Raw genomic sequence first — 19,152 nt, 5'->3', positions numbered from 1 at the left:
GAAGCGTGCTAGGGCAATAATTAGCAAGGTTGGAAAGGATTTGAGAGATGGCTGAAGAAGTCGAAGAAGTCGAAGAGAAGGAAGAAGAAGACTGTCCTAAATGTCCTCCCGTAGGTGCGCCTGCATGGATGGCCACCTTTGCTGACATGGCGACATTATTGATGGCGTTCTTCGTTCTTATTCTGTCTTTTGCGGAGTTTAACGTACCAAAATTCAAACAAATTTCTGGTTCCTTGAAAAACGCTTTTGGTGTGCAGCGTACTGTTCCCATTGTTGAGCAGCCTAAAGGCACTACTATTCTGTCGCTGAATTTCAGCCCAAACCCAGCCCCATCTGTGACTAATCAGATGAACCAGGAAACAACAAAAGACACACAGCCTGATCTGGATATCAAGAACAAAGATAAAGATGAAGATGGCGGCGATCTTGATAATGCCGAAGATATTGTTAAGGCGCTTGAAGATGCCATCGCGCGCGGTGAAATCGAGGTCGAGTCCCTTGGTGAAAAAGTGGTTGTGAATTTCACGCCTACCGACGCGCCTGAAGAAAATATGCCACAGCTTTTGAAAGAAACTTTGAATGCTATCGAACAGGCCAAGGATGCCGCTGGCAAGGCCGAGGCCGAAGTGCTTTTTGGTGGTCTGGAGCAACAGCTTGAGAAAATGCTGGCGGCCGCAGAAGCTACAAGCGCTAGGCAATCTCAATCAGAAGCAGAAGAAGCCGAAGCACAAGAGCAGCAAGAAAAGCAGAATGAACAAGCACAGATTGCTGAGGATGAGCTGAAAGTGGCTTTACGTCAGGAAATTGGTCAGGGGCTAGTAGCGGTCGAACGTGAAGAAGATCGTGTCATTATTACCGTTGGATCAGGCGGCGCCTTTGCATCCGGCTCAGCTGAGCTGACGGATAGCGCCAGGGAGATCATGCAGAAAATCGCAGAGGTGAGCGCTGGTGGTTCTAGTACAATCAATGTGTCTGGCCATACGGATAATGTGCCACTTATCTTTGGATCGCAATTCCGTGACAATTGGGATCTGGCTGCCGCGCGTGCCTCGAGCGTTGTGCAAGCACTTGAAGATAGTGGCCAAGTTCCGGGTAACCGAATGCAGGCTGTCAGCTTTGGTGAGTCCATGCCTTTGGAGAGTAATGATACGGCTGAAGGGCGTGCATTGAACCGACGCATTGAGATTGAAATCAACTATTAGCATTTATGTAATTACCGAGCTAGCTGCTTCAGCCTTCCACATCAATCAACCAACCAGCACTCCAAAGGGGTGGTGGTTTTGTTGTTTATGAGAGATCGCAAAGGCTTTAACAGCTTTGCTAGATTAATATTATCAACGGGTAACGGAATCTGGCGGCGGCCTGTCGAGCCACAAGACTTTTGGCTATAGGGCAGTTCAGGACAAGACTGAGGCCGGATTGCATGATATGCCAAACAGATATATAGAGCCACAAGCAGGCATGCTCATAAGCATCCTCATAAGCATGAGCATCAGCCCGACCAGACCGTGATGTGACATGAGGATAAACCATAGCCACGCGATGGAGTGGAGGTGTGGCCGCGACGCTGAGACCAGATAATAGGTATATTATTTGCGTGGGCGGCGGCGTTTTTTGGCTGGTGCTTCGTCAGGCAGGACAGGTCCGACTTCACTATCAATAAAGTCACATTTTGGATCGATCTTGCGACATATTTCCTGTACCTCGCGCATAGAGCGTCCCGCTATTATGAGCCACATCTGCCGTTCTTTGAACAGGCTAAAGCTACGTCTAAGAGGCACCTGTGCCTTTTTGAAGTAAAGCGACAGCAATATATAGGAGATCACAAACAGCACCCAGTGGACGCTCAGGGTGACACCATAAATCAAGGTCACTGCCAGCAAAGCTTCCCATAGCCGGTTTTGCAAAAGCCAGATGGCAGGGATAAACATGATAAGATCAGACGGGCGCGTATCAATGATGTCTGTCTTTCGCTTGATGTCGCGCAGCACTTCAAAGGTCGAATAATCATCCGGATGACCTATATCAGCCTCTTTAAAATCATTGTTAATGGCTTCGGAGATGTCAGGCTTTGCATATTCAAAGGTGCAGCCAAGAGGACCACGCACAATGATGTTATAAATCACACCCTTGCGCCAAATTGTAAGCATAACAGACTTGCCATCTTCGATTTCGAACAGAATGTCCAAGAAGGTATCAATATCACCGTGATACGGCTTTGCATCAACTGCGACAATCGCATCATCATTTTGCAGGCGAAGTGTCCGAGACCGCGAAATAGCACCAATTTCAGCAATAGACAGAAAGCTGTTACGCGGCGCATTATTCTGAGGGTTATCCGCGTCAGCATCAGCTACTGTGTCAGGGTTTGGACTTGTCTCGTAACCAAAGGCGCTCCTTGGCATAGCGCCATCAGGCGGCAAGCCAGACTGGTTTCTGCCGGTACTAGTGTCATTTTCATTCATCTTATGACCTTGGGTGCATGATAGGCAAAAAGGGCCTTTTCAGAACCCATCTTCACCCCTTGTCGATAGTGGATTGCAATATCGATCACGGATAGCTGACCTTATTATCTTTGGCTTTGAACTGCGCCAGAATCTGCTTGTTCTGACCAGCTAGCGATTCAAGATGATCGGCAAGCACAGCCTGATTGGCTGATACCTGGGTTAGCACCTCATTGCTTGCCATACTGCGGGCAAGAGAGTCCATGGCGCCTTCGTTTGATTTAGCTAATTGCGCCATTTGCTTGGTAATTTTGCTGGTCTGACTTCCCATTTCATTGGCGATGCCATTTGTGATGGCTTTGGCAAGCTTATCATTATCAGCTGACATTTTTTCGTTACTATCACGCATGCTGGCGACAACTTCACGGTTTGAGTCAATTATCGTTGTCCGCAAAGTATCAAGCTCGGCAATCAGCGTTTTGTTTAAAGAGACTAACTCTTGCTGCGCCTCCAGTGATACTTTCAACTTATCCAACGAGTTGTTCATCGTATCAACATTTTCGGCAAATACGACCAAAGCTTCACGGCTTGTTGTGGTCATTGTGGTCAAATCAGACAAGGTTCTGAAATAAATTAGAGACGCAAAAATCAATGCTGCCACCGCGGCAACCATTGAACTGGCAAATATAATTGCTGTATAGCGATGAATCATTTTAATTGACCCTTCCAGTTTTTTGTTTTCGCGCTTAATTTTATTAAATTCAGACGAAACGTCTGTGGCAGCGTCTGCTGCATCTAGCGCGATTTTGATACTTTCTTGCACCGCATTATATTCGCTGCTCATACCTGTCTCCTGACGAATTAGGACGAAGAACGACGCCTAACAGGCACCTTCCTCGGTTGAAAGTAAGCACATTTCATGCCAGTTGCTTCAAAAACATGCCGTGACGGCAAAAATTGTCCTTTAAACCCAAATTGCTGGCACCCATATGGCCGTCCACGCTCATGCGTAATAAAATGGAAAGCACATTCAAAACAATTGGGCTGTTGGATTGGTTTGGGATTTTGGACCGGCTTGGCATTTTTGATTGGCTTGGCGTTTTTGATTGGCTTAGCGTTTTTTTTCAACGTCATTTCTTATGCCTCTGCGACTGATCAAACATATTGGCAATAGAAAATCGTGCACCGCCCAGAAAACAAAAAAACGAGGCGGTAAAAATCAAAACTGTCTTATATAGCGGTTCATCACCCTCAAGTGACGCCATACCATGCACGAAAGCCCCTGCCGAAACACCGTAAAAGCTCACAGTGCTGATCATTTCGCCCAAACTTCTATGCGTGCGTCGTGCCATTAGTCTGCATCCTTACTTGTGTTACCATTTTCATCAAAACGCAGATCCTCAGGCAGATCGATATCCGGCATGCCAAGCGTTTCACCATTATCAATGCGATAAATATAGGCCAAGGCGATCGCAACAGCATTATATAATTTTTCGCTAATTTCACCACCAATGTCACTCGTAAAGAACAAAGCACGGGCAAGAAGTGGACTGCGCATAATGGTGATTTTTGAATCATTGGCGCGTTCGATAATCTGTTCGGCAATTCGTCCCTTGCCCATAGCCAAAACAACTGGGGCCCCTGCTTCACCTGCTACATATTTAAGCGCGACAGCAAAATGTGTTGGGTTGGTTATAATGGCTGTAGCGTCGGCGACATTTTCAAGCGATTCACGTTGCTGGCTTGACGCTTGTGATTGTTCCATCTGCATACGGCGAATTTTTGCTTTGACTTCAGGTGAACCCTCGGTTTGCTTATGTTCGTCCTTCTGTTCCTGCCGGCTCATTTTTAACTTCTTGGTATGTGAGTAGCTTTGCCAGGAATAATCAATCGCCGCTATGATGAATAATACGATTAACATGGCACCCAAAAGCGCGGGAAATACGTCACCCATTTTTTCCATGGCGCCGTTGAGCGTGCCTTCAGATAGCCTTAGAATGCTGGGCAACTGACCATAAATCAGCAAACCAGCGACACCAAACAGTAACACAACCTTTAATATCGACTTGCCAAGTTCAACAAGTGATTTAGCCGAAAACATACGCTTCAAACCAGATATGGGATCTATACGGTTCGCTTTGAACGCCATTGACTTAGGGGCAAAATTGACACCACCAACTGCAAGCTGCGTGAATAGCGTAACAATCATCATCGGTACACCAATAATGATCGATATGATAATGATCATCCAAAATGACTGCACAAGTTTGCCAAAAGCAAGTGTATCAAGATGATCCGCGTGATCCCAGCGGAACAATGTACCCCAATGTGTTAATCCAGCTGACGATACAGAGGATAGTCCCATCATGAGAACGACTGCCATGGCCAATGTTGTGAATACAAAGGCTTCCTTAGAGGATAATACTTGACCATCTTCCCGGGCTTTTTCGAGTTTCCGTTCGGAGGGGTCTTCGGTCTTTTCCTGTCCATCACCGGATTCTTCAGCCATTTGCCAAATCCTCCATCATCACCTGCATATCAGAAATCGCGTTAAACACTAAATCTGACATGTTACTCGACAGCGTTCCTGCAGAAAAATACAACACAATAAAGACACCCAACATCGAGATTGGGAAACCAAAAGAAAATAGATTTAGCTGAGGTGCCGAGCGCGTTATGACCCCAATCGACACATTGATCATCAGCAAAATAATCACAACAGGCAGCATGATGATGGCTCCAACAAAGAACATCGATCCAGCGGCGCTGATACCTGCCTCAACAAGAATACCCATGTCTGGCATATGCCCAAGCGGCATAATGCTATAAGATTCAAGCATGATCCGGATCACCATCAGATGCCCGTCTAGGGATAAAAAGATAACCGTAAGGAACAGATATAATATCTGACTGACAACTGGCGTTTGACCTCCAGTTGACGGATCGACCTGCGCTGCAAACCCCAAACCCGCCGTAGAAGCAATTTTCTCACCTGCGAGAAGTGCACCAGCAAACCATAATGTCAGCACCAGACCAGCAGCAAGTCCAATTGTGATTTCTGTTGCCATGATTATAAAGCCAGGCAATGACGTAATCACATTCACATCAATGGGCTCAACCTGGGCAGCTACACTCATAGCCAACATGAACGCCATTATAATTCGTATTTGCAAGGGCATCCATCGGGCACCAAACATAGGTGATGAAATCATGAATGCGCCAATTCTTAAGCTTGCAACCAAATATTGCACCAAAAGTGTCATAACCCACTGCAAATCCATGCCGGGAAGAGCAACCATATTTTGGGTGACGAGAGGAAGCATTTTTCAGTTAGCTAATTGTGGCAATTTGATCAAAGATAAAGGCGAAATAGTCGGATAATTGAGCAAGCATGAAACTAGACACCAATCCAAAGGTCAGCATGACAATCACCAATTTTGGGACAAAGCTGAGGGTTTGCTCGTTAATCGATGTCGCCGCTTGAAAGATACCAATCAGCAAACCGATCGCGAGGGCAACAGCCAGTAGCGGACCAGCGGCAATGATAATCTGCCAAAATGCTATACGCAGAAATTCTACATTTGAGTCAAAATCCATAATCAGCATTCCTATTCTTAAAAGTGATTGTTAGGGCGTATCCGGTCATGAACCGGCGTAGGTGGCTACAAGTGAACCAACTGTCATCGCCCAGCCATCGACCAGAACAAACAGCAGAAGTTTAAAAGGCAACGCAACAAGCATCGGGCTCAGCATCATCATACCCAGGGACATCAAAATAGACGCAATTACCATGTCAATGACCAGGAAAGGCAGGAATAATAAAAAGCCAATCTGAAATGCTGTTTTCAATTCGGATGTGATGAAAGCTGGCAATAAAACGGTTAACGGCACATCTTTGGGATCTTCGTAAGTTGTATCACCTGCCATCTCGGTGAACATGACCAGATCGGTCACGCGCGTATTTTGTACTAAGAAGTCCTTCATGATATTGGTGCCGTCTGAAAGCGCTGTTTCCATCGGCATCGTCCCATCCATATAAGGAGAAAGTGCCATATCATTCAGCTGTGTGAATGTTGGCGCCATAATGAAAAAGGTCAAAAACAGGGCGATTGCAACCAGCACCTGATTAGGTGGTGTTTGCTGTGTGCCCATGGCCTGACGTAAAATTGATAAAACAATGATGATGCGGGTAAAGGATGTCATGCCAAGAACAAGCGACGGCAACACTGTCAAACCTGTCATCAATGCTAAAATCTGTAATGACAATGAATAGGTTGATGAGCCGTCTTCGCTGCCGGTTATATTGAATGCTGGCAACCCCGGTGGCGTATCACCGACAAGTTGCGCTTCGGCACCACTCATCACACCGCAAAGCGAAAGAATGGCAATTGGCAAAGAGGTTATGAGGATGCGCACAATACGGGTCATTCTTCTAATCCTAATTTTGGGTTACGTAGGCGCGCCTGCTTGATAGCTGCAGAAATAGGGTTTTCTTCAGCATCAAGTGTCTCAGCCGTGATCGTTTGCGATGCTGGCTTTGCCGTCGGAATTGGTGGGTTTGGTTTGGATGATTGGGCTGGTTTCGCTGATGGCGATACTGGTTTTTGTTGCGATGGTTGCGCAATAGCCAGGTTTTTATCCAATTGCACCATGGTGCTTGGCTGACCCTTTGCGGTGAATATCAAAAACGTCGTGCCCGCAACATCAACAAGCCGCAAACGTTCATGCGGTGTCATCGACATTTCTTCGATTAGGTGCATTCGCTTTTCTGGCTGGAACCGCTTTCTTATACCGCCACGAAATCTTCGAACGATAATCAACAGCAAAAGCATTAGCGTTAGAAACGCCAGGGTAATAACCCCCTGCTCCGTTGTGATTGTTGTCAGCGTCATAGTCTGTCTCCGCCATGAGTGAAATTCACATCAAACAAGGCAAAGACCATGCCAGACCAGTATTATGAAACATATTTTTTCATAACATACTGTTTATAAGTAATTTTAATAGTTGCTATCTGATAGAAATCAAAGGTGTGAAGCCTTCATATAATCATAAATCAGATGATATTCATTTTTGTCGGAAAATTGACAGCGTGCGTTAAAGTGTTTCCATCCGCTTTTCTGGCGCGACAATTTCTGAGAACCGAATACCAAAACGTTCGCCAACCATAACCACTTCGCCTTTGGCGATCATGGTTCCATTAGCCAGAATATCAAGCGGATCACCTGCCAAACGGTCTAACTCTATAACCGAACCTTCATTAAGCCTAAGCAAATCACGGATTTTGATCTCGGCACTACCGACTTCTACGGTTAGGCTAACGTCAATATTTTCAAGAACGCGCATATTTTCCTTGCTGATGCGCTCATCTATGCCCGCACTATCAGCATCCGGAATTTTGGCTTCTTCAACAACGTTTTCTGCTTCGTCAGACATCTAATCATCCTCTCTAAACACGGATCCGGTAGAAAATACCGGCATATCCCGCTACGACTATTCGACTATTCTTGAGGTCAGGTTGATGGCAGACTGCCCCCCGACTTGACCCATTTCTCCATAATAAAAACGATGTTCATCCATCAAGACTTCGACACCATCGCCGATCTGGATTGGGAATACATCACCCTCTTTTAAGCGAATTAGCTTGCTCATCGAAACGACTGGCTCGCTTAGCTTGGCCGTCATTTTAATGGGAATATCAAGTACGGCGCGTTCCATCCGATCGCGCCAGCTTTGATCATCTTCAATACGGTCAGATTGGACGCGTGAGCGCAACTGTGCGGCAATAGGCTTTAAGGTTTGCAGGGGATAAATCACGTCAAAACTGGCCGCGTCAATATCCGGCAATTGGACAACAAATGAACATATAATGACCAAATCAGCACCATCCACAAATGATGCGAATTGCGTATTCACCTCACTGCTTTGATGCGACAGGTTTATCTCCATGAGATCACGCCAGGAATGTTCTAGGGTTTCATTAAGCCCACGATTGATCAACTGAATCACACGTTCTTCCGTGGCGGTAAATTCTGGGCGGCGGGATTTATTAGCCTCAATTTTGCCACCATAATAGGAATTAGTTAGCACCGAAACAAATGACGGTGAAAGAACCGTAAGCATGCTGCCTCGCAATTCTTCAATACGACTGATATTCAGACTCATGAAACTGTCAATTCCAGCGGCGTATTCATCAAAGCTCTTTACCTCGGGCGGGAATGACGAGATACGCGGCTGTAACCGCAACATTGGCAGAAAAACAGAACGGGCAAAGCGGGCAAAGCGTTCGTTAATCATACGAAGCGCATAATAATCACCAAGTAGCGAGAGATCATCCGAACCAAATTTGAACGGACGAACATCTGCCATATCACCAACGTCCATAGACGCTGGTGATGCAGATGAGTCTGATCCTAACCCTTCGATAAGGGCGTTAACTTCGTCGCTACTTAATTTCCGCGTGGATGCCAAAATTACACCTATTCTGTCTTAGAGGTTTATTGCAGTACAAAGGATGTGAAATGCACTTCTGCCACACCACCAAAATCTTCAAGAGATTCAAGTTTAGCATTCATGGCATCTCTCATGGCGGTAGCAAGCTTTTCTCGACCCGCGATGCCCTGGATATCCTCTTCGCCAAACTCACTTAAAACACCAAGAACGACTGAACGAAGTGCAAGCTGATGCGACTCAACCATTTCCATTATGCTGTCGTCATATTGCGTTGATACACCGACACCAACCTGAAGCATCTTACGTGATCCCATAAGGTTCGACGTAAATGTGCCCGGAAATTCATAATAGATGGTTACAAAGTTCTCAACTTCGGGGGTTTCTTTTGACACACGCTGAGCTGTCGCATTGTCGAGCGCTTCCTGTTCAGCGGTCTCGGCTTCCTGCATCTTACGTTCTATGATTTCTTCAATCTGCTCGGACGGATCAGGTTGCGCCGCGCCAAACAGCATGTAGCCCACGCCAAGTCCAGCGCCAATCAACACAAACCCGCCAACTACGAACAAGATAATTTTTATAAGAAACCCTTTGGACTTCTTTGGTTCTTCATCATTTTCAGCCATTATTCCGTCCTTTGTAGAAATCTATCATCACGCCAAAATATTCAAAACTGTTTTATTATCATTTTCTAATGTATTTGGCGTTTCTTCACCATTATCAGCTTCGCCACGCCCATTCGGGCTTTGGTTTTTGTCCGCTGTTTGATCATCATTACCAGAAGATGTACCGGTCTGACCAGAATTTGCCTGGCCACCCATATTATTATTCTGGTCAAAAGCTGATGATCCTGTTGTATTTGTTTGTAAATTGCCAAGCTTAAGCCCTGCTTGATCCAGCATTTGGCTCAACCGGCCTTCATTCTCTAACAATATTGCTGCTGCTGCTGAGGTTTCGGTTGTAATCTGAATGCGTGTTGCATCACCCTGAAATCCAAGCTTTACCTGCATACGGCCAAGTTGGCGTGGTTCAAGCGCGATACGAATGACGCCATCGCCATTCTTGATACTATTTTCAACACGGCGCACAAAACCTTCATGCCAGGTTTTATCTGCCATGTTCAGGCGATGCGCTGTCATCATTTGAGTGTTGCCACGCGATGCCTGGTCAAAGCCACCGCCATCATTTCTATTACCGTTATTCTGGGTGCTTGACCCGTTACTGGTTTCACTGGTTTGAATGATAGCCGCTGAGTCGCCTCCCATGCGCTGAGGAACAGGCTTTTCGCTTTGCAAACGGATGGCGCCATTATCAACAATGATAGATGCCCGTACTGCCAGATCCTTTGGTGCAGATGGCATAAACCCATTTTCAATGACATTATTAAGCTGGGCTTTATTTTGCTTTGCCGCTTGTACTATATCAAATGTATTTACCTCACCATTTGATTCAATAACTGTATGTGCTTGGCTATATATAACGGCGTCAGCGCCAGCTTTGCCCGTAATAGTCGGCATTGGCGCGGCCTTGGCGATCATATCTGGCGCTGTTAAAACGGTATGCGGGGCATCATAGGTGACAAGGTTGCCAGCAGATTTTCCTATAATATTCGGCATTGGCGTTGCGCTTTCGAGCTTGGCTCGTTGGTGCGCTGTCAAAACAGTGTGGGATTCATTATATATGACGCTGTCTTGTGCCGCCTTAGCAGCTATGCGTGGCATCGGGGCTGAATTAGGTGCCACAAGCTGAACGACGGGCACTGAGTGCGGGGCATCATAAGTAACAAGGGCAGCAGCAGGCTGTGCAATAATATTTGGCATAGCGGCATCAGATAATGGCGTCTCTAGCGCCTGAACGCGCGTTAGCGCATCGTCCTTTGACACCACAGCTTGTTTCAAGAAACTCATCAATTGATGCACAGGTTGCGGGCCAGTGCCATAATTATTTCGTGATGGCGCGGTCACTTCACCTTTAACAAGCGCGCGCGCCTTGGCAAATAATTCAGCCGGCACAGTAACCGGAAGCTCAAACTCGTTATGATGGTCTTTTGTCAGTGCTGGAATCGGAGTCCCAATTTTAAAATCAAGTGTAGCAGGCGCATCTGTATTAGCATTGGCATCACCATCCGCGTCAACCAAACCAACGCTTTGCGCCACCAAAAGTGTTTGTGCCATGGCCAGCGCACCATCCGAAATTTCAGCTTTAGGTACTGCGGGCACAGCTATTGTTGATCCCAAAGGCACCGATGCAATGATAGCTGGCAAAAACGCCAGATCAGCACCGCTTTCCGACGCACCATCAACCATAAGGCCAGATTGGGCTTCCATAGCATTGGGAATGTCTGTCGCCGTTTGCATCAAACCGAAAAGCGTTTCAAACAACGCCGCATTTTCATTTTCAGATGAAGCCATGGCCTCGTTTCCAAAGGTTGAAACCATTCCTGATTTGGCTGATGAGTCTATAGTTGTCATGCTGCACTTCCTGACATTGATGTCCGGAACATGCCCGGAATGAACTTTCATTGCCAAAGCATTGCAAGTTCGGTGCCAGTCAGAAAATATCAGTAAATCTATCTAACGATCTGCGCGTGCGCGGTTAATGCGCGGCACGTCAGACGCCGCCTTTTCCTCGCGCTCTTCGCGGAGAATGCGTCGCCGTTCATCAGCTTTTTCAAGCGATTTGTTATGCCGGTGCAAAGCTTCGGCAATATGTTTTTTCTGGGTGCCAACTTCTTCGCTGAGAAATTCTGTCCGGTTTTCGACTGTCACCAATTGTTCATGTATCTGCGCACTATACCAATTTGATGAGCGCAGTTCACGAACACTCGTTTCACCCTTTTTTATAGCCGTATCTTCAACAATTGCCTGGAGCTGACCTTTGATTGAGGTAACGCGTGTCAACTCTTCTTGTAGGGTTTTCATGCCACGTGCCTTTTGCATCATCAGCATCTTTTCCTTTAGGGCAAGCTTATCATAAATTGTTTTATCCTTTGCCATCACGCATTTCTCATCAAGCCAATAAGCGCATCACGACTGATTGCAAAATTTGCTTTTTCAGCTTCAGGCTGTTGGATATGCTTTGTCAAGGTAGGCCATAATTCAACGGCAAGATCGAGATCCGGGTCTTGACCAGGGGTATATCCCCCCATAAGGATCAGATCACGATTTTCCATATATAGAGAAACCAGACGCCGAAAGCGCGCGGCGGCAGCTTGTTGATCCGCATCGGTAATGTCATTCATAACCCGGCTAACGGATGTTGTAACATCAATAGCCGGATAAATGCCCATTTGCGCTTGCTGACGCGAAAGCAAAATATGACCATCCAAAATAGCACGTGCTGTATCAACAACAGGATCATTCGCATCATCACCATCGGCAAGCACGGTATAAATTGCGGTAATTGAGCCCTGCCCTTCGATGCCAGTGCCAGAGCGCTCAATAAGTCTAGGTATCATTGATACAACTGATGGTGGATAACCCTTTGATGTTGGCTGTTCGCCAAGAGCAAGACCGATTTCACGGCGCGCATGCGCCACGCGCGTCAAAGAGTCCATAATGAGCAGAACGTTTTTACCCTTGTCGCGAAAATATTCAGCAATAGCTGTTGCCCGTTCGGCTCCACGTATCCGCAATAACGGAGACCGATCAGCTGGCACAGCCACAACAGCAGCACGATCACGGCTCTCACTGCCCAGGATGTAGTTAACAAAGCTGCCAACTTCTCGACCACGTTCCCCAATCATACCAACGACAACAACATCAGCATCAGTAAACCGGCTCATCATTCCCAGCAAAACTGATTTACCAACACCCGATCCCGCAATAATGCCAACACGTTGCCCTTGGCCAACCGACAGGATCGAATTGATAATGCGCACCCCAACGTCCAACGGTTTATCGACAGGTTTACGTTGCAGGGGGTTCAGTTCTTTTCCCATCAATGGCCACTGACCTTCTAATGGGGGAAGCGGGCGACCATCCAGCGGCATACCAAGCGCATCGGTTACCCGTCCTAAAAGTCCCTCGCCAACAGGTATATAAGCGCCATCATCAACAAGTGAGACGCGGGCACCAACAAGGATACGCGCGCCATAATCATAAATGGAAAGCAGATTATTTCCGTTATTGAAACCAATCACTTCAGCCATTGCAGGCGTCGCATTATCGGTTTCCACCTCACAAATTGATCCTATATTTGCCGGGAACCCATTACACTCAATGATCTGGCCATCATAACGGCTGACATGCCCATATAATGAAATTGGATGATCCAACTTCACAGCGTTCAAATCAGTCATGATCGCGTTGTTCAAGATACTCATTTTGCACTACCGCCCTCGGGTTTGGCATCCTCAGGCTTGATAGCTTCTGCTTCAGGCACATCATCACTGGATACAGCTTGGGTATCTGATATGGATGCGTCTGTTTGGTCTGAAGACAATTCAACAAGATCGGTAGCTTTGACATCAGCATCAGAAGCAGGCGCTTTGTCAACTTCATCTTCTAATAGGTTTATAGCTTGCGGCTTTGCAGTGAGGGACTCATCGGCATCTGCGGTTATAGCCACGTCAGATATTTCAGGTGAACTTTCTGCTTCGTCACTTTTTTGGTCTTCAGATAGCTGAATGCTTGAACGGTTTGAAATCTGGTCAACAAGCCCTACGCCACCAACCGCAATACTTACATCACCGCGTGCCATTGTTTCATCAATAGTAAAGTTGCAGCCTTTAAGCTTTTCACGGTTCTGTGCCAAAGGTTTGATGCTGGCAAAATCTTCTGGATTCAGATTAATAGTCGGGCTGGCGGTCTCAGATTTAACCATGGTGATCAAATCTTCAATACGCTTGGCAAAGGGCTCAGGCATATCTGAAATGGCCTGACCAGCTCGATCACTTGCCAGTGCCATTACACGGCTAGCAATCTGTGCACTTAGGGCTGTTACATCTAACGCATCGGGATTAGCCAATGCCAATGTAGCCTTTTCAAAATTCTGCAGAACTTTCTCAAGTTGTTCTGCCGCTTTTGCCTGACCTTCGGCAAGCCCTGCTTCGTAACCGCGCTTATATTCCGCCTTGAGTATGTCAGGGTCTGGAGCTGATGGTGCGGTTGGTTCAGGCGAAAGCTGAATAGCTTGTTCATTTTGAGAATCTACCTGTGGTTCGGCTTGCATATCGGGCAAACTATCAGATGTGTTGTTTTCCGATACCATATCTGCCGCAGCATCGACTGATTGAGCAGCATTATTTGCTGATTGTGACTCAATTCCTGCGGATACATCCATAGTGGCTGTATTTGCTGACTCAGATGTAACCGTTTCAGCCGTATCAAGATTTTCAGCAACAGCTTCAACCAAGCCTTCTGCCGGTGATGCTGTCGGTTCTCCAGCAGATTGTTCAGCTACAATTTGTTCGGCCGCATTTTGTACGGCCATTGCCTTTTCAGCCGCTGCATGCGCTTTTGCTTCATCACGGCGCTTTTGAGCCGCCATGGCGATTTCAACAAGGCTTTTAGGTTCAAACGGACTTGGTTCGCGGACAGGCAAAATATCAGACCGAGAATAGCTTGCCTGGTTCGACAATGTAATCAGACGAGATATTTCAGTATCCGCCAATCCATCCGTATTTTCGAGAGCTGCTTCATTCATATTTTGTATGTCCTATAACTTCATCATCTTCATTCTAGACGAAGTCATCACCTCCACGACCTGCAAGCACGATACTGCCTTCATCAGAAAGCCGACGTGCTACGTTAATGATACGCTTTTGCGCTTCTTGAACCTCGGTTAGACGAACAGGCCCCAAAGCCTCCATCTCATCTGCAAGGTTGGCCGCCGCACGAACTGACATACATGAAAACAACTTTTCACGAAGCGGTTCATCTGCACCTTTTAGAGCCAGAACCAGATCTTCAGTATCAACGTTACGCATTAGCGTCTGTAGTGATTTATCGTCCGAGCCAAGCAAGTTATCAAAGACAAACATCGCTTCTTGAATACCCTGCATAAGTAGCTTATCGCGCTTGGCAAGCTCTTTCATGATGCGGGCTTCCATAGCTTGTTTTGTAAAGTTCATAATCCGGGCAGCCGCTTTAACACCACCAACCTGCGTTGCCCGCAAAGTAGTATTGGCTTTGAACTTGCGTTGCATAACATCTTCGAGCTCGCGAAGTGCATCCGGTTGAACCGTTTCAAGCGTTGCAATACGCCCAATAACATCAGACTGAATTTCATCAGGCAAAAGCATAAGCACATCAGCACCAAGTCCGAAATCAAGATATGAAATAACCAACGCGATGATTTGTGGATGCTCATCAATAACCAGTTCCGAAATAGAACGGGCATCCATCCAGTCCAAAATTTCAATTGGACGATCACTGCTTGAAGGCGTGATCCGGCTAAGAACTGATTGGGCCTTATCTTCACCAAGCGCTTTATTCAGTACGTTACGGATATAGTTACCAGCACCAAGGCCCAGACTGGTCTGCTCCTTGATGATCGCCAAGAATTCATCAAGAACCTTGTTCACGGTATCCTGATCAAGACCTTGCACCGAATACATAGCCGTACCAAGATGCTGAACTTCACGGGGTGAGAGGTTTTTCAAAATCTCCGAGGCCTCTTCCTCACCAAGTAACATCATCAGAATTGCTGATTTTTGAGTACCCGATAACCTTTCGTAAGCTTCGTCGTTTTTGTTCGGAGCATCTGCCATGTCACTCTCTTCTAACCTTGTCTATATCTTCAGCAAAACTGCCTACATGAATTGATTTATACGATGTCACGTTCCATCATGGACTTAAACACATTTGATACACGACCTGCTTCATCACCTACGATCATTCTGATCACAGCGACTTTATCATCATACGAGTTCGCTGTATCTAGCATTTCTGCCGAAATAGCAGCCTTCTTAGGCTTCAGTTTGGCTTTGATATCCTCAAGGCTTTCACCTTCTTGAACTTCAATAGCTTCACTGCCCAGATCATCATCAAGACTGACCATTGCTTCACCTGGTGCACCAACTGCGGCTGGCACCATAATCCGGCCAATCAATGGGCGAATAACACCCAGCACGACGACACCCATAATCAGGAGCGTCATACCCTGTCTCATAAGATTGATGGCCCAATCCATGTCGTACCAAGCTTTTTTGACACCTTCGATTGATGACACAAAGGCAGAACTGCTGACAGTAAGCTTGTCACCACGCTCGGCATCAATGCCTATAGCATTAGCTACAAGGTTTTTAATTTCCGCCAGTTTTTCAGGAGAGAAAGGAACAACTTCCATCAGACCCGTTTCAGGGTTCACCACTTCCCGGTCTCTAACCAAGACTGCTGCCTGAATACCAACGATACGCGTTGAAGGGCTTTGCGTTGTCGATACAGTCCTACTTACTTCATAGTTACGCACTTCGTTTGATGATTGTGTCGACACACTGCCTTTTGCACCAGCATCATCAGCCTGAACAGTATCTATTTCACTTTGTAATGGCGGGCGGTTCGCTGTAGCGCCCGGGATGCCGCGCGCATTTGCGTCTGACGTCGTATCAAGGCTTTTCTGCTCACTGCGCAAAGCATTACCTTCAGGATCAACACGTTCTTCGGTTGTTTCGCTGCGCGTATAATCGATATCAAGATTAATTTGCGAGGTAACGTTGCCTGCACCAACAATTGGTGAAACCAGAGAAATAACACGGTTGCGATAGATGTTTTCAAGACGAATTCTGTGCTGTAACTGGTTATCCGAGAGTAATGACGCTATGTCGTCAGTAGGTTTTGACAATAAAGCACCAAATTGATCAACAACCGTTACATCTGTTTTTGCCATGCTTGGCACTGATGACGAAACAAGATGAACTACAGCTTCAACCTGTTGTGTGCCAAGCGTCCGGCCATTATTCATCTGAATAAAAACAGATGCTGTTGGCGGTGTCGCATTGCGCGCAAAAACAGATTTTTCAGGAATCGCAAGGTGAACTCGTGCTGAAACAACTCCATCGATTTCACCAATAGAGCGGGCAAGCTCAATTTCCTGGCTTTGCTTCAGGCGCACATTTTCAACCGAACGGCTAGACCCCATCGGAATGTCACCAACACTGGCATAGCCATCAGGCACTGAGGTTGGCAAACCCTGTGCCGCAAGGCTCATCTTTGCCTGGTGAAAATCATTGGTTGGCACCAATACGTCGCCAGTTGTTGGATCAAGCGTGACTTCGACACCCGCATTGATAAGCGCTTCGACAACACGTGCCTTTTCTGCTTCGGGCAAGGACGCATATAAGGTTGTACGTTGTGGTGCCTGCATGAAAACAAACACAAAAAGACCCGCAACAGCAAATATAATTGCCGCAAAGGTGGGGGCCGCTCTGCGAACGGCAGGGTCTGACGTAAAACGTCTTACTGTTGAGAGCATTCCAGTGCCCGATTTGACAGCAACGTTAGTCCCGTCTGCACCTGCGTCACCCATATTTACTGCTTCAGCCATTTTAATCTCTCTTTTATGCGCCAATGTGGCATATGAAATTTAAAAATTATGCCGACTAGACCGGCATATTCATAATATCTTTATATGCACTCAGAACCTTGTTTCGGACATTCAATGTCATCTGAAATCCAAGTGATGAAACCTGCTGATTAATCATGACCTTTGTGAGGTCATTTTCTGTGCCCATTTCATAGGCTTTGGTTAATTCGGCAGAGTTTTTCTGGGTATCAGCAACAGATTTCAAAGCATCGCCAATACGGTCTGAAAAGCCGTTATCCGGTTCTTTGCTCAAGGCTGTTTCTGCACGCTTTAAAACCTGTGCATGCAAGCTTGATATATTACTTCCAACTGGTCCAATAGATGTCATTGTCTTATCCCCTTACCCGACAGCTACATTCTGCAAGGTCTCTGAAGTCAGAGGCTGCCGATTCATATTATGAATGACATCGTCAGTCACGATATCTGCCACGGTGATTTTGTTGTCTATCGCCAGCACCAAAGCGCGCTGAAGAACATTCTCAAGTTCGCGAACATTGCCTGGCCATGCGTAGCTAGTCAGTTTTTCAACCGCCGCATCTGTGAGCCATGGAATATTTGAAATGTCAGAACAGTGACGACGCATCAAGAATGTGCAAATAGGCACAATGTCGAGCGCGCGATCAGCAACACTGATGGTATTCAAAGGAAATACATTCAACCGATAATACAAATCCTCACGGAACCCGCCGGTACGGATTTCATGCGCCATATCTCGGTTGGTTGTCGCAATAACACGAACATCAACAGGAATATCGGTCTGAGAACCGATTGGTGTGACCGCCTTTTCCTGGAGTACGCGGAGTAGTTTGGCCTGAAGACCAAGCGGCATCTCTGAAATTTCGTCTAGCAAAAGCGTGCCACTATCAGCTGCCCGGAAAATGCCTTTATTTGATGTAGATGCACCTGTAAAGGCGCCTTTCTCATAACCAAACAGAATAGCCTCAAGCATATTTTCGGGAATAGCGGCACAATTCACACCCACAAAGGGGGCGGCGGTGCGCGATGAATGATTATGAACAAATTTTGCCAGAACCTCTTTGCCGGTGCCCGTAGGCCCATTTACGAACACAGTTACATCTGTACTGGCAACACGCTTGGCTAGGTTCAGAAGCTCTAAGCTGGAGCTGTCGCCAGCCGCAACATTCTTTTCGCCGGACAACAATGTGGCGATTAATTGCAAACCATAGTCAAGCGCACGATCCGCCAAAGGGTCAGCCAGCTTTGCTGTTTTAACAGGTAAAGACACACGGATGAATTTTCCGCCAAACTGTTCTTCGATTTTAAATTCTGGCTGATTTTCGTTGACGATAAGGACCTGGCTAGCACGGTATTTCCGGCTCAACGCAATGACGCCTTCCTGACCACCTGATTTAGCTTCAAAGGCGGCTGAACATACATATGCACTTGCGCGCCCCTGATTTTCAGTATCCCCAGATGCAGCATTGTCACCTTTGGATGTGAATGGAAGCATACGGTCATTTAATATGTCTGCCAGACATGATGCAGCGTCGAAACTGTCGATTTCCAAGTGAATTGAGCCCATAACATTCGCCTTCGGTTAAAATTTGTTGTCCCCGAAGTAAGGCAAAAACCTTGCCAACTTTAATTTTTGGTTATTTTTTTTTATTAGCTACTGTTTTTATTAGATTTATTTTTAAAGTAATTTCCGAAAAAAACTGTTCAAAAATCTGACGTTTTGCTTGAAATGTTAACAAATTACTAACAGAATATTGAC

20 protein-coding genes are annotated in these 19,152 nt (G+C 46.4%); 1 reads left to right on the top strand and 19 read right to left on the bottom strand.

The features are described 5' to 3' along the window. Positions 1-47 precede the first annotated feature (47 nt). The gene (locus tag ACTF7Q_RS02240) at positions 48-1,202 is read left to right on the top strand and encodes an OmpA family protein (protein WP_438996223.1); all 1,155 of its coding nucleotides are present in this window, start codon (positions 48-50) and stop codon (positions 1,200-1,202) included. Between the two features lie 387 nt (positions 1,203-1,589). On the opposite strand, the gene ACTF7Q_RS02235 is transcribed toward ACTF7Q_RS02240, so the two are convergent. The 19 genes from ACTF7Q_RS02235 to ACTF7Q_RS02145 all read right to left on the bottom strand — a co-directional run bounded on the left by ACTF7Q_RS02235 (position 1,590) and on the right by ACTF7Q_RS02145 (position 18,960). Beyond that, positions 1,590-2,465 (bottom strand): hypothetical protein, encoded by an 876-nt coding sequence (locus ACTF7Q_RS02235; protein ID WP_438996222.1) that lies wholly within the window; start codon positions 2,463-2,465, stop codon positions 1,590-1,592. Positions 2,466-2,550: 85 nt separating this feature from the next. Beyond that, positions 2,551-3,288 (bottom strand): hypothetical protein, encoded by a 738-nt coding sequence (locus tag ACTF7Q_RS02230; protein WP_438996221.1) that lies wholly within the window; start codon positions 3,286-3,288, stop codon positions 2,551-2,553. Between the two features lie 286 nt (positions 3,289-3,574). Beyond that, positions 3,575-3,796, bottom strand: coding sequence for a hypothetical protein (locus tag ACTF7Q_RS02225; RefSeq protein ID WP_438996220.1), 222 nt, complete (start codon positions 3,794-3,796; stop codon positions 3,575-3,577). Next, the gene (flhB, locus tag ACTF7Q_RS02220; RefSeq protein ID WP_438996219.1) at positions 3,796-4,953 is read right to left on the bottom strand and encodes a flagellar biosynthesis protein FlhB; all 1,158 of its coding nucleotides are present in this window, start codon (positions 4,951-4,953) and stop codon (positions 3,796-3,798) included. The genes ACTF7Q_RS02225 and flhB overlap by 1 nt, the downstream gene beginning before the upstream one ends. Continuing rightward, positions 4,946-5,707, bottom strand: a complete 762-nt coding sequence (fliR, locus tag ACTF7Q_RS02215; protein WP_438996218.1) for a flagellar biosynthetic protein FliR — start codon at positions 5,705-5,707, stop codon at positions 4,946-4,948. Before fliR ends, flhB begins: the two co-directional genes overlap by 8 nt. Before the next feature lie 67 nt (positions 5,708-5,774). Continuing rightward, positions 5,775-6,041, bottom strand: coding sequence for a flagellar biosynthesis protein FliQ (fliQ, locus tag ACTF7Q_RS02210; RefSeq protein WP_438996217.1), 267 nt, complete (start codon positions 6,039-6,041; stop codon positions 5,775-5,777). Positions 6,042-6,086: 45 nt separating this feature from the next. Further along, the gene (fliP, locus tag ACTF7Q_RS02205; protein WP_438996216.1) at positions 6,087-6,872 is read right to left on the bottom strand and encodes a flagellar type III secretion system pore protein FliP; all 786 of its coding nucleotides are present in this window, start codon (positions 6,870-6,872) and stop codon (positions 6,087-6,089) included. Beyond that, positions 6,869-7,336, bottom strand: a complete 468-nt coding sequence (locus ACTF7Q_RS02200) for a flagellar biosynthetic protein FliO (RefSeq protein ID WP_438996215.1) — start codon at positions 7,334-7,336, stop codon at positions 6,869-6,871. Before ACTF7Q_RS02200 ends, fliP begins: the two co-directional genes overlap by 4 nt. 202 nt (positions 7,337-7,538) lie before the next feature. Beyond that, on the bottom strand, positions 7,539-7,787 hold the full coding sequence (gene fliN / locus ACTF7Q_RS02195) for a flagellar motor switch protein FliN (protein ID WP_238531190.1): 249 nt from the start codon (positions 7,785-7,787) through the stop codon (positions 7,539-7,541). A gap of 147 nt (positions 7,788-7,934) precedes the next feature. Next, positions 7,935-8,915 (bottom strand): flagellar motor switch protein FliM, encoded by a 981-nt coding sequence (gene fliM, locus ACTF7Q_RS02190; protein WP_438996245.1) that lies wholly within the window; start codon positions 8,913-8,915, stop codon positions 7,935-7,937. Positions 8,916-8,938: 23 nt separating this feature from the next. Continuing rightward, positions 8,939-9,517, bottom strand: a complete 579-nt coding sequence (locus ACTF7Q_RS02185) for a flagellar basal body-associated FliL family protein (protein WP_438996214.1) — start codon at positions 9,515-9,517, stop codon at positions 8,939-8,941. A gap of 27 nt (positions 9,518-9,544) precedes the next feature. Continuing rightward, positions 9,545-11,362 carry a flagellar hook-length control protein FliK gene (locus tag ACTF7Q_RS02180; protein ID WP_438996213.1) on the bottom strand — a complete coding sequence of 606 codons (1,818 nt, stop codon included), beginning with the start codon at positions 11,360-11,362 and terminating at the stop codon, positions 9,545-9,547. A gap of 102 nt (positions 11,363-11,464) precedes the next feature. Further along, positions 11,465-11,887, bottom strand: a complete 423-nt coding sequence (locus tag ACTF7Q_RS02175) for a hypothetical protein (protein WP_438996212.1) — start codon at positions 11,885-11,887, stop codon at positions 11,465-11,467. Continuing rightward, a complete protein-coding gene (locus ACTF7Q_RS02170) occupies positions 11,887-13,215 on the bottom strand; it encodes a FliI/YscN family ATPase (RefSeq protein WP_438996211.1) in 1,329 nt (442 codons plus the stop codon). Before ACTF7Q_RS02170 ends, ACTF7Q_RS02175 begins: the two co-directional genes overlap by 1 nt. Next, positions 13,212-14,537, bottom strand: a complete 1,326-nt coding sequence (locus tag ACTF7Q_RS02165; RefSeq protein ID WP_438996210.1) for a FliH/SctL family protein — start codon at positions 14,535-14,537, stop codon at positions 13,212-13,214. The genes ACTF7Q_RS02170 and ACTF7Q_RS02165 overlap by 4 nt, the downstream gene beginning before the upstream one ends. A gap of 34 nt (positions 14,538-14,571) precedes the next feature. Beyond that, entirely contained in the window at positions 14,572-15,603 is a 1,032-nt protein-coding gene (gene fliG, locus ACTF7Q_RS02160) for a flagellar motor switch protein FliG (RefSeq protein ID WP_438996209.1), read from the bottom strand. A 56-nt stretch (positions 15,604-15,659) separates the two neighbouring features. Next, entirely contained in the window at positions 15,660-17,378 is a 1,719-nt protein-coding gene (gene fliF / locus ACTF7Q_RS02155; protein WP_438996208.1) for a flagellar basal-body MS-ring/collar protein FliF, read from the bottom strand. A 55-nt stretch (positions 17,379-17,433) separates the two neighbouring features. Continuing rightward, positions 17,434-17,745 carry a flagellar hook-basal body complex protein FliE gene (fliE, locus tag ACTF7Q_RS02150; RefSeq protein ID WP_438996207.1) on the bottom strand — a complete coding sequence of 104 codons (312 nt, stop codon included), beginning with the start codon at positions 17,743-17,745 and terminating at the stop codon, positions 17,434-17,436. A 12-nt stretch (positions 17,746-17,757) separates the two neighbouring features. After that, positions 17,758-18,960, bottom strand: a complete 1,203-nt coding sequence (locus ACTF7Q_RS02145; protein ID WP_438996206.1) for a sigma 54-interacting transcriptional regulator — start codon at positions 18,958-18,960, stop codon at positions 17,758-17,760. Positions 18,961-19,152: the final 192 nt, after the last annotated feature.

It is taken from the genome of Puniceispirillum sp. (SeqCode), from assembly GCF_965657105.1.
Lineage (GTDB): Bacteria > Pseudomonadota > Alphaproteobacteria > Puniceispirillales > Puniceispirillaceae > Puniceispirillum.
This window is presented reverse-complemented; position numbering and strand designations above follow the sequence as displayed.

Excerpts from the sequence above, each read along its gene's own strand:
- ACTF7Q_RS02240 (WP_438996223.1), top strand. The coding sequence starts at position 48 with ATGGCTGAAGAAGTCGAAGAAGTCGAAGAGAAGGAAGAAGAAGACTGT.
- ACTF7Q_RS02235 (WP_438996222.1), bottom strand. The coding sequence starts at position 2,465 with ATGAATGAAAATGACACTAGTACCGGCAGAAACCAGTCTGGCTTGCCG.
- ACTF7Q_RS02230 (WP_438996221.1), bottom strand. The coding sequence starts at position 3,288 with ATGAGCAGCGAATATAATGCGGTGCAAGAAAGTATCAAAATCGCGCTA.
- ACTF7Q_RS02225 (WP_438996220.1), bottom strand. The coding sequence starts at position 3,796 with ATGGCACGACGCACGCATAGAAGTTTGGGCGAAATGATCAGCACTGTG.
- flhB (WP_438996219.1), bottom strand. The coding sequence starts at position 4,953 with ATGGCTGAAGAATCCGGTGATGGACAGGAAAAGACCGAAGACCCCTCC.
- fliR (WP_438996218.1), bottom strand. The coding sequence starts at position 5,707 with ATGACACTTTTGGTGCAATATTTGGTTGCAAGCTTAAGAATTGGCGCA.
- fliQ (WP_438996217.1), bottom strand. The coding sequence starts at position 6,041 with ATGGATTTTGACTCAAATGTAGAATTTCTGCGTATAGCATTTTGGCAG.
- fliP (WP_438996216.1), bottom strand. The coding sequence starts at position 6,872 with ATGACCCGTATTGTGCGCATCCTCATAACCTCTTTGCCAATTGCCATT.
- ACTF7Q_RS02200 (WP_438996215.1), bottom strand. The coding sequence starts at position 7,336 with ATGACGCTGACAACAATCACAACGGAGCAGGGGGTTATTACCCTGGCG.
- fliN (WP_238531190.1), bottom strand. The coding sequence starts at position 7,787 with ATGCGCGTTCTTGAAAATATTGACGTTAGCCTAACCGTAGAAGTCGGT.
- ACTF7Q_RS02185 (WP_438996214.1), bottom strand. The coding sequence starts at position 9,517 with ATGGCTGAAAATGATGAAGAACCAAAGAAGTCCAAAGGGTTTCTTATA.
- ACTF7Q_RS02180 (WP_438996213.1), bottom strand. The coding sequence starts at position 11,362 with ATGACAACTATAGACTCATCAGCCAAATCAGGAATGGTTTCAACCTTT.
- ACTF7Q_RS02175 (WP_438996212.1), bottom strand. The coding sequence starts at position 11,887 with ATGGCAAAGGATAAAACAATTTATGATAAGCTTGCCCTAAAGGAAAAG.
- ACTF7Q_RS02170 (WP_438996211.1), bottom strand. The coding sequence starts at position 13,215 with ATGAGTATCTTGAACAACGCGATCATGACTGATTTGAACGCTGTGAAG.
- ACTF7Q_RS02165 (WP_438996210.1), bottom strand. The coding sequence starts at position 14,537 with ATGAATGAAGCAGCTCTCGAAAATACGGATGGATTGGCGGATACTGAA.
- fliG (WP_438996209.1), bottom strand. The coding sequence starts at position 15,603 with ATGGCAGATGCTCCGAACAAAAACGACGAAGCTTACGAAAGGTTATCG.
- fliF (WP_438996208.1), bottom strand. The coding sequence starts at position 17,378 with ATGGCTGAAGCAGTAAATATGGGTGACGCAGGTGCAGACGGGACTAAC.
- fliE (WP_438996207.1), bottom strand. The coding sequence starts at position 17,745 with ATGACATCTATTGGACCAGTTGGAAGTAATATATCAAGCTTGCATGCA.
- ACTF7Q_RS02145 (WP_438996206.1), bottom strand. The coding sequence starts at position 18,960 with ATGGGCTCAATTCACTTGGAAATCGACAGTTTCGACGCTGCATCATGT.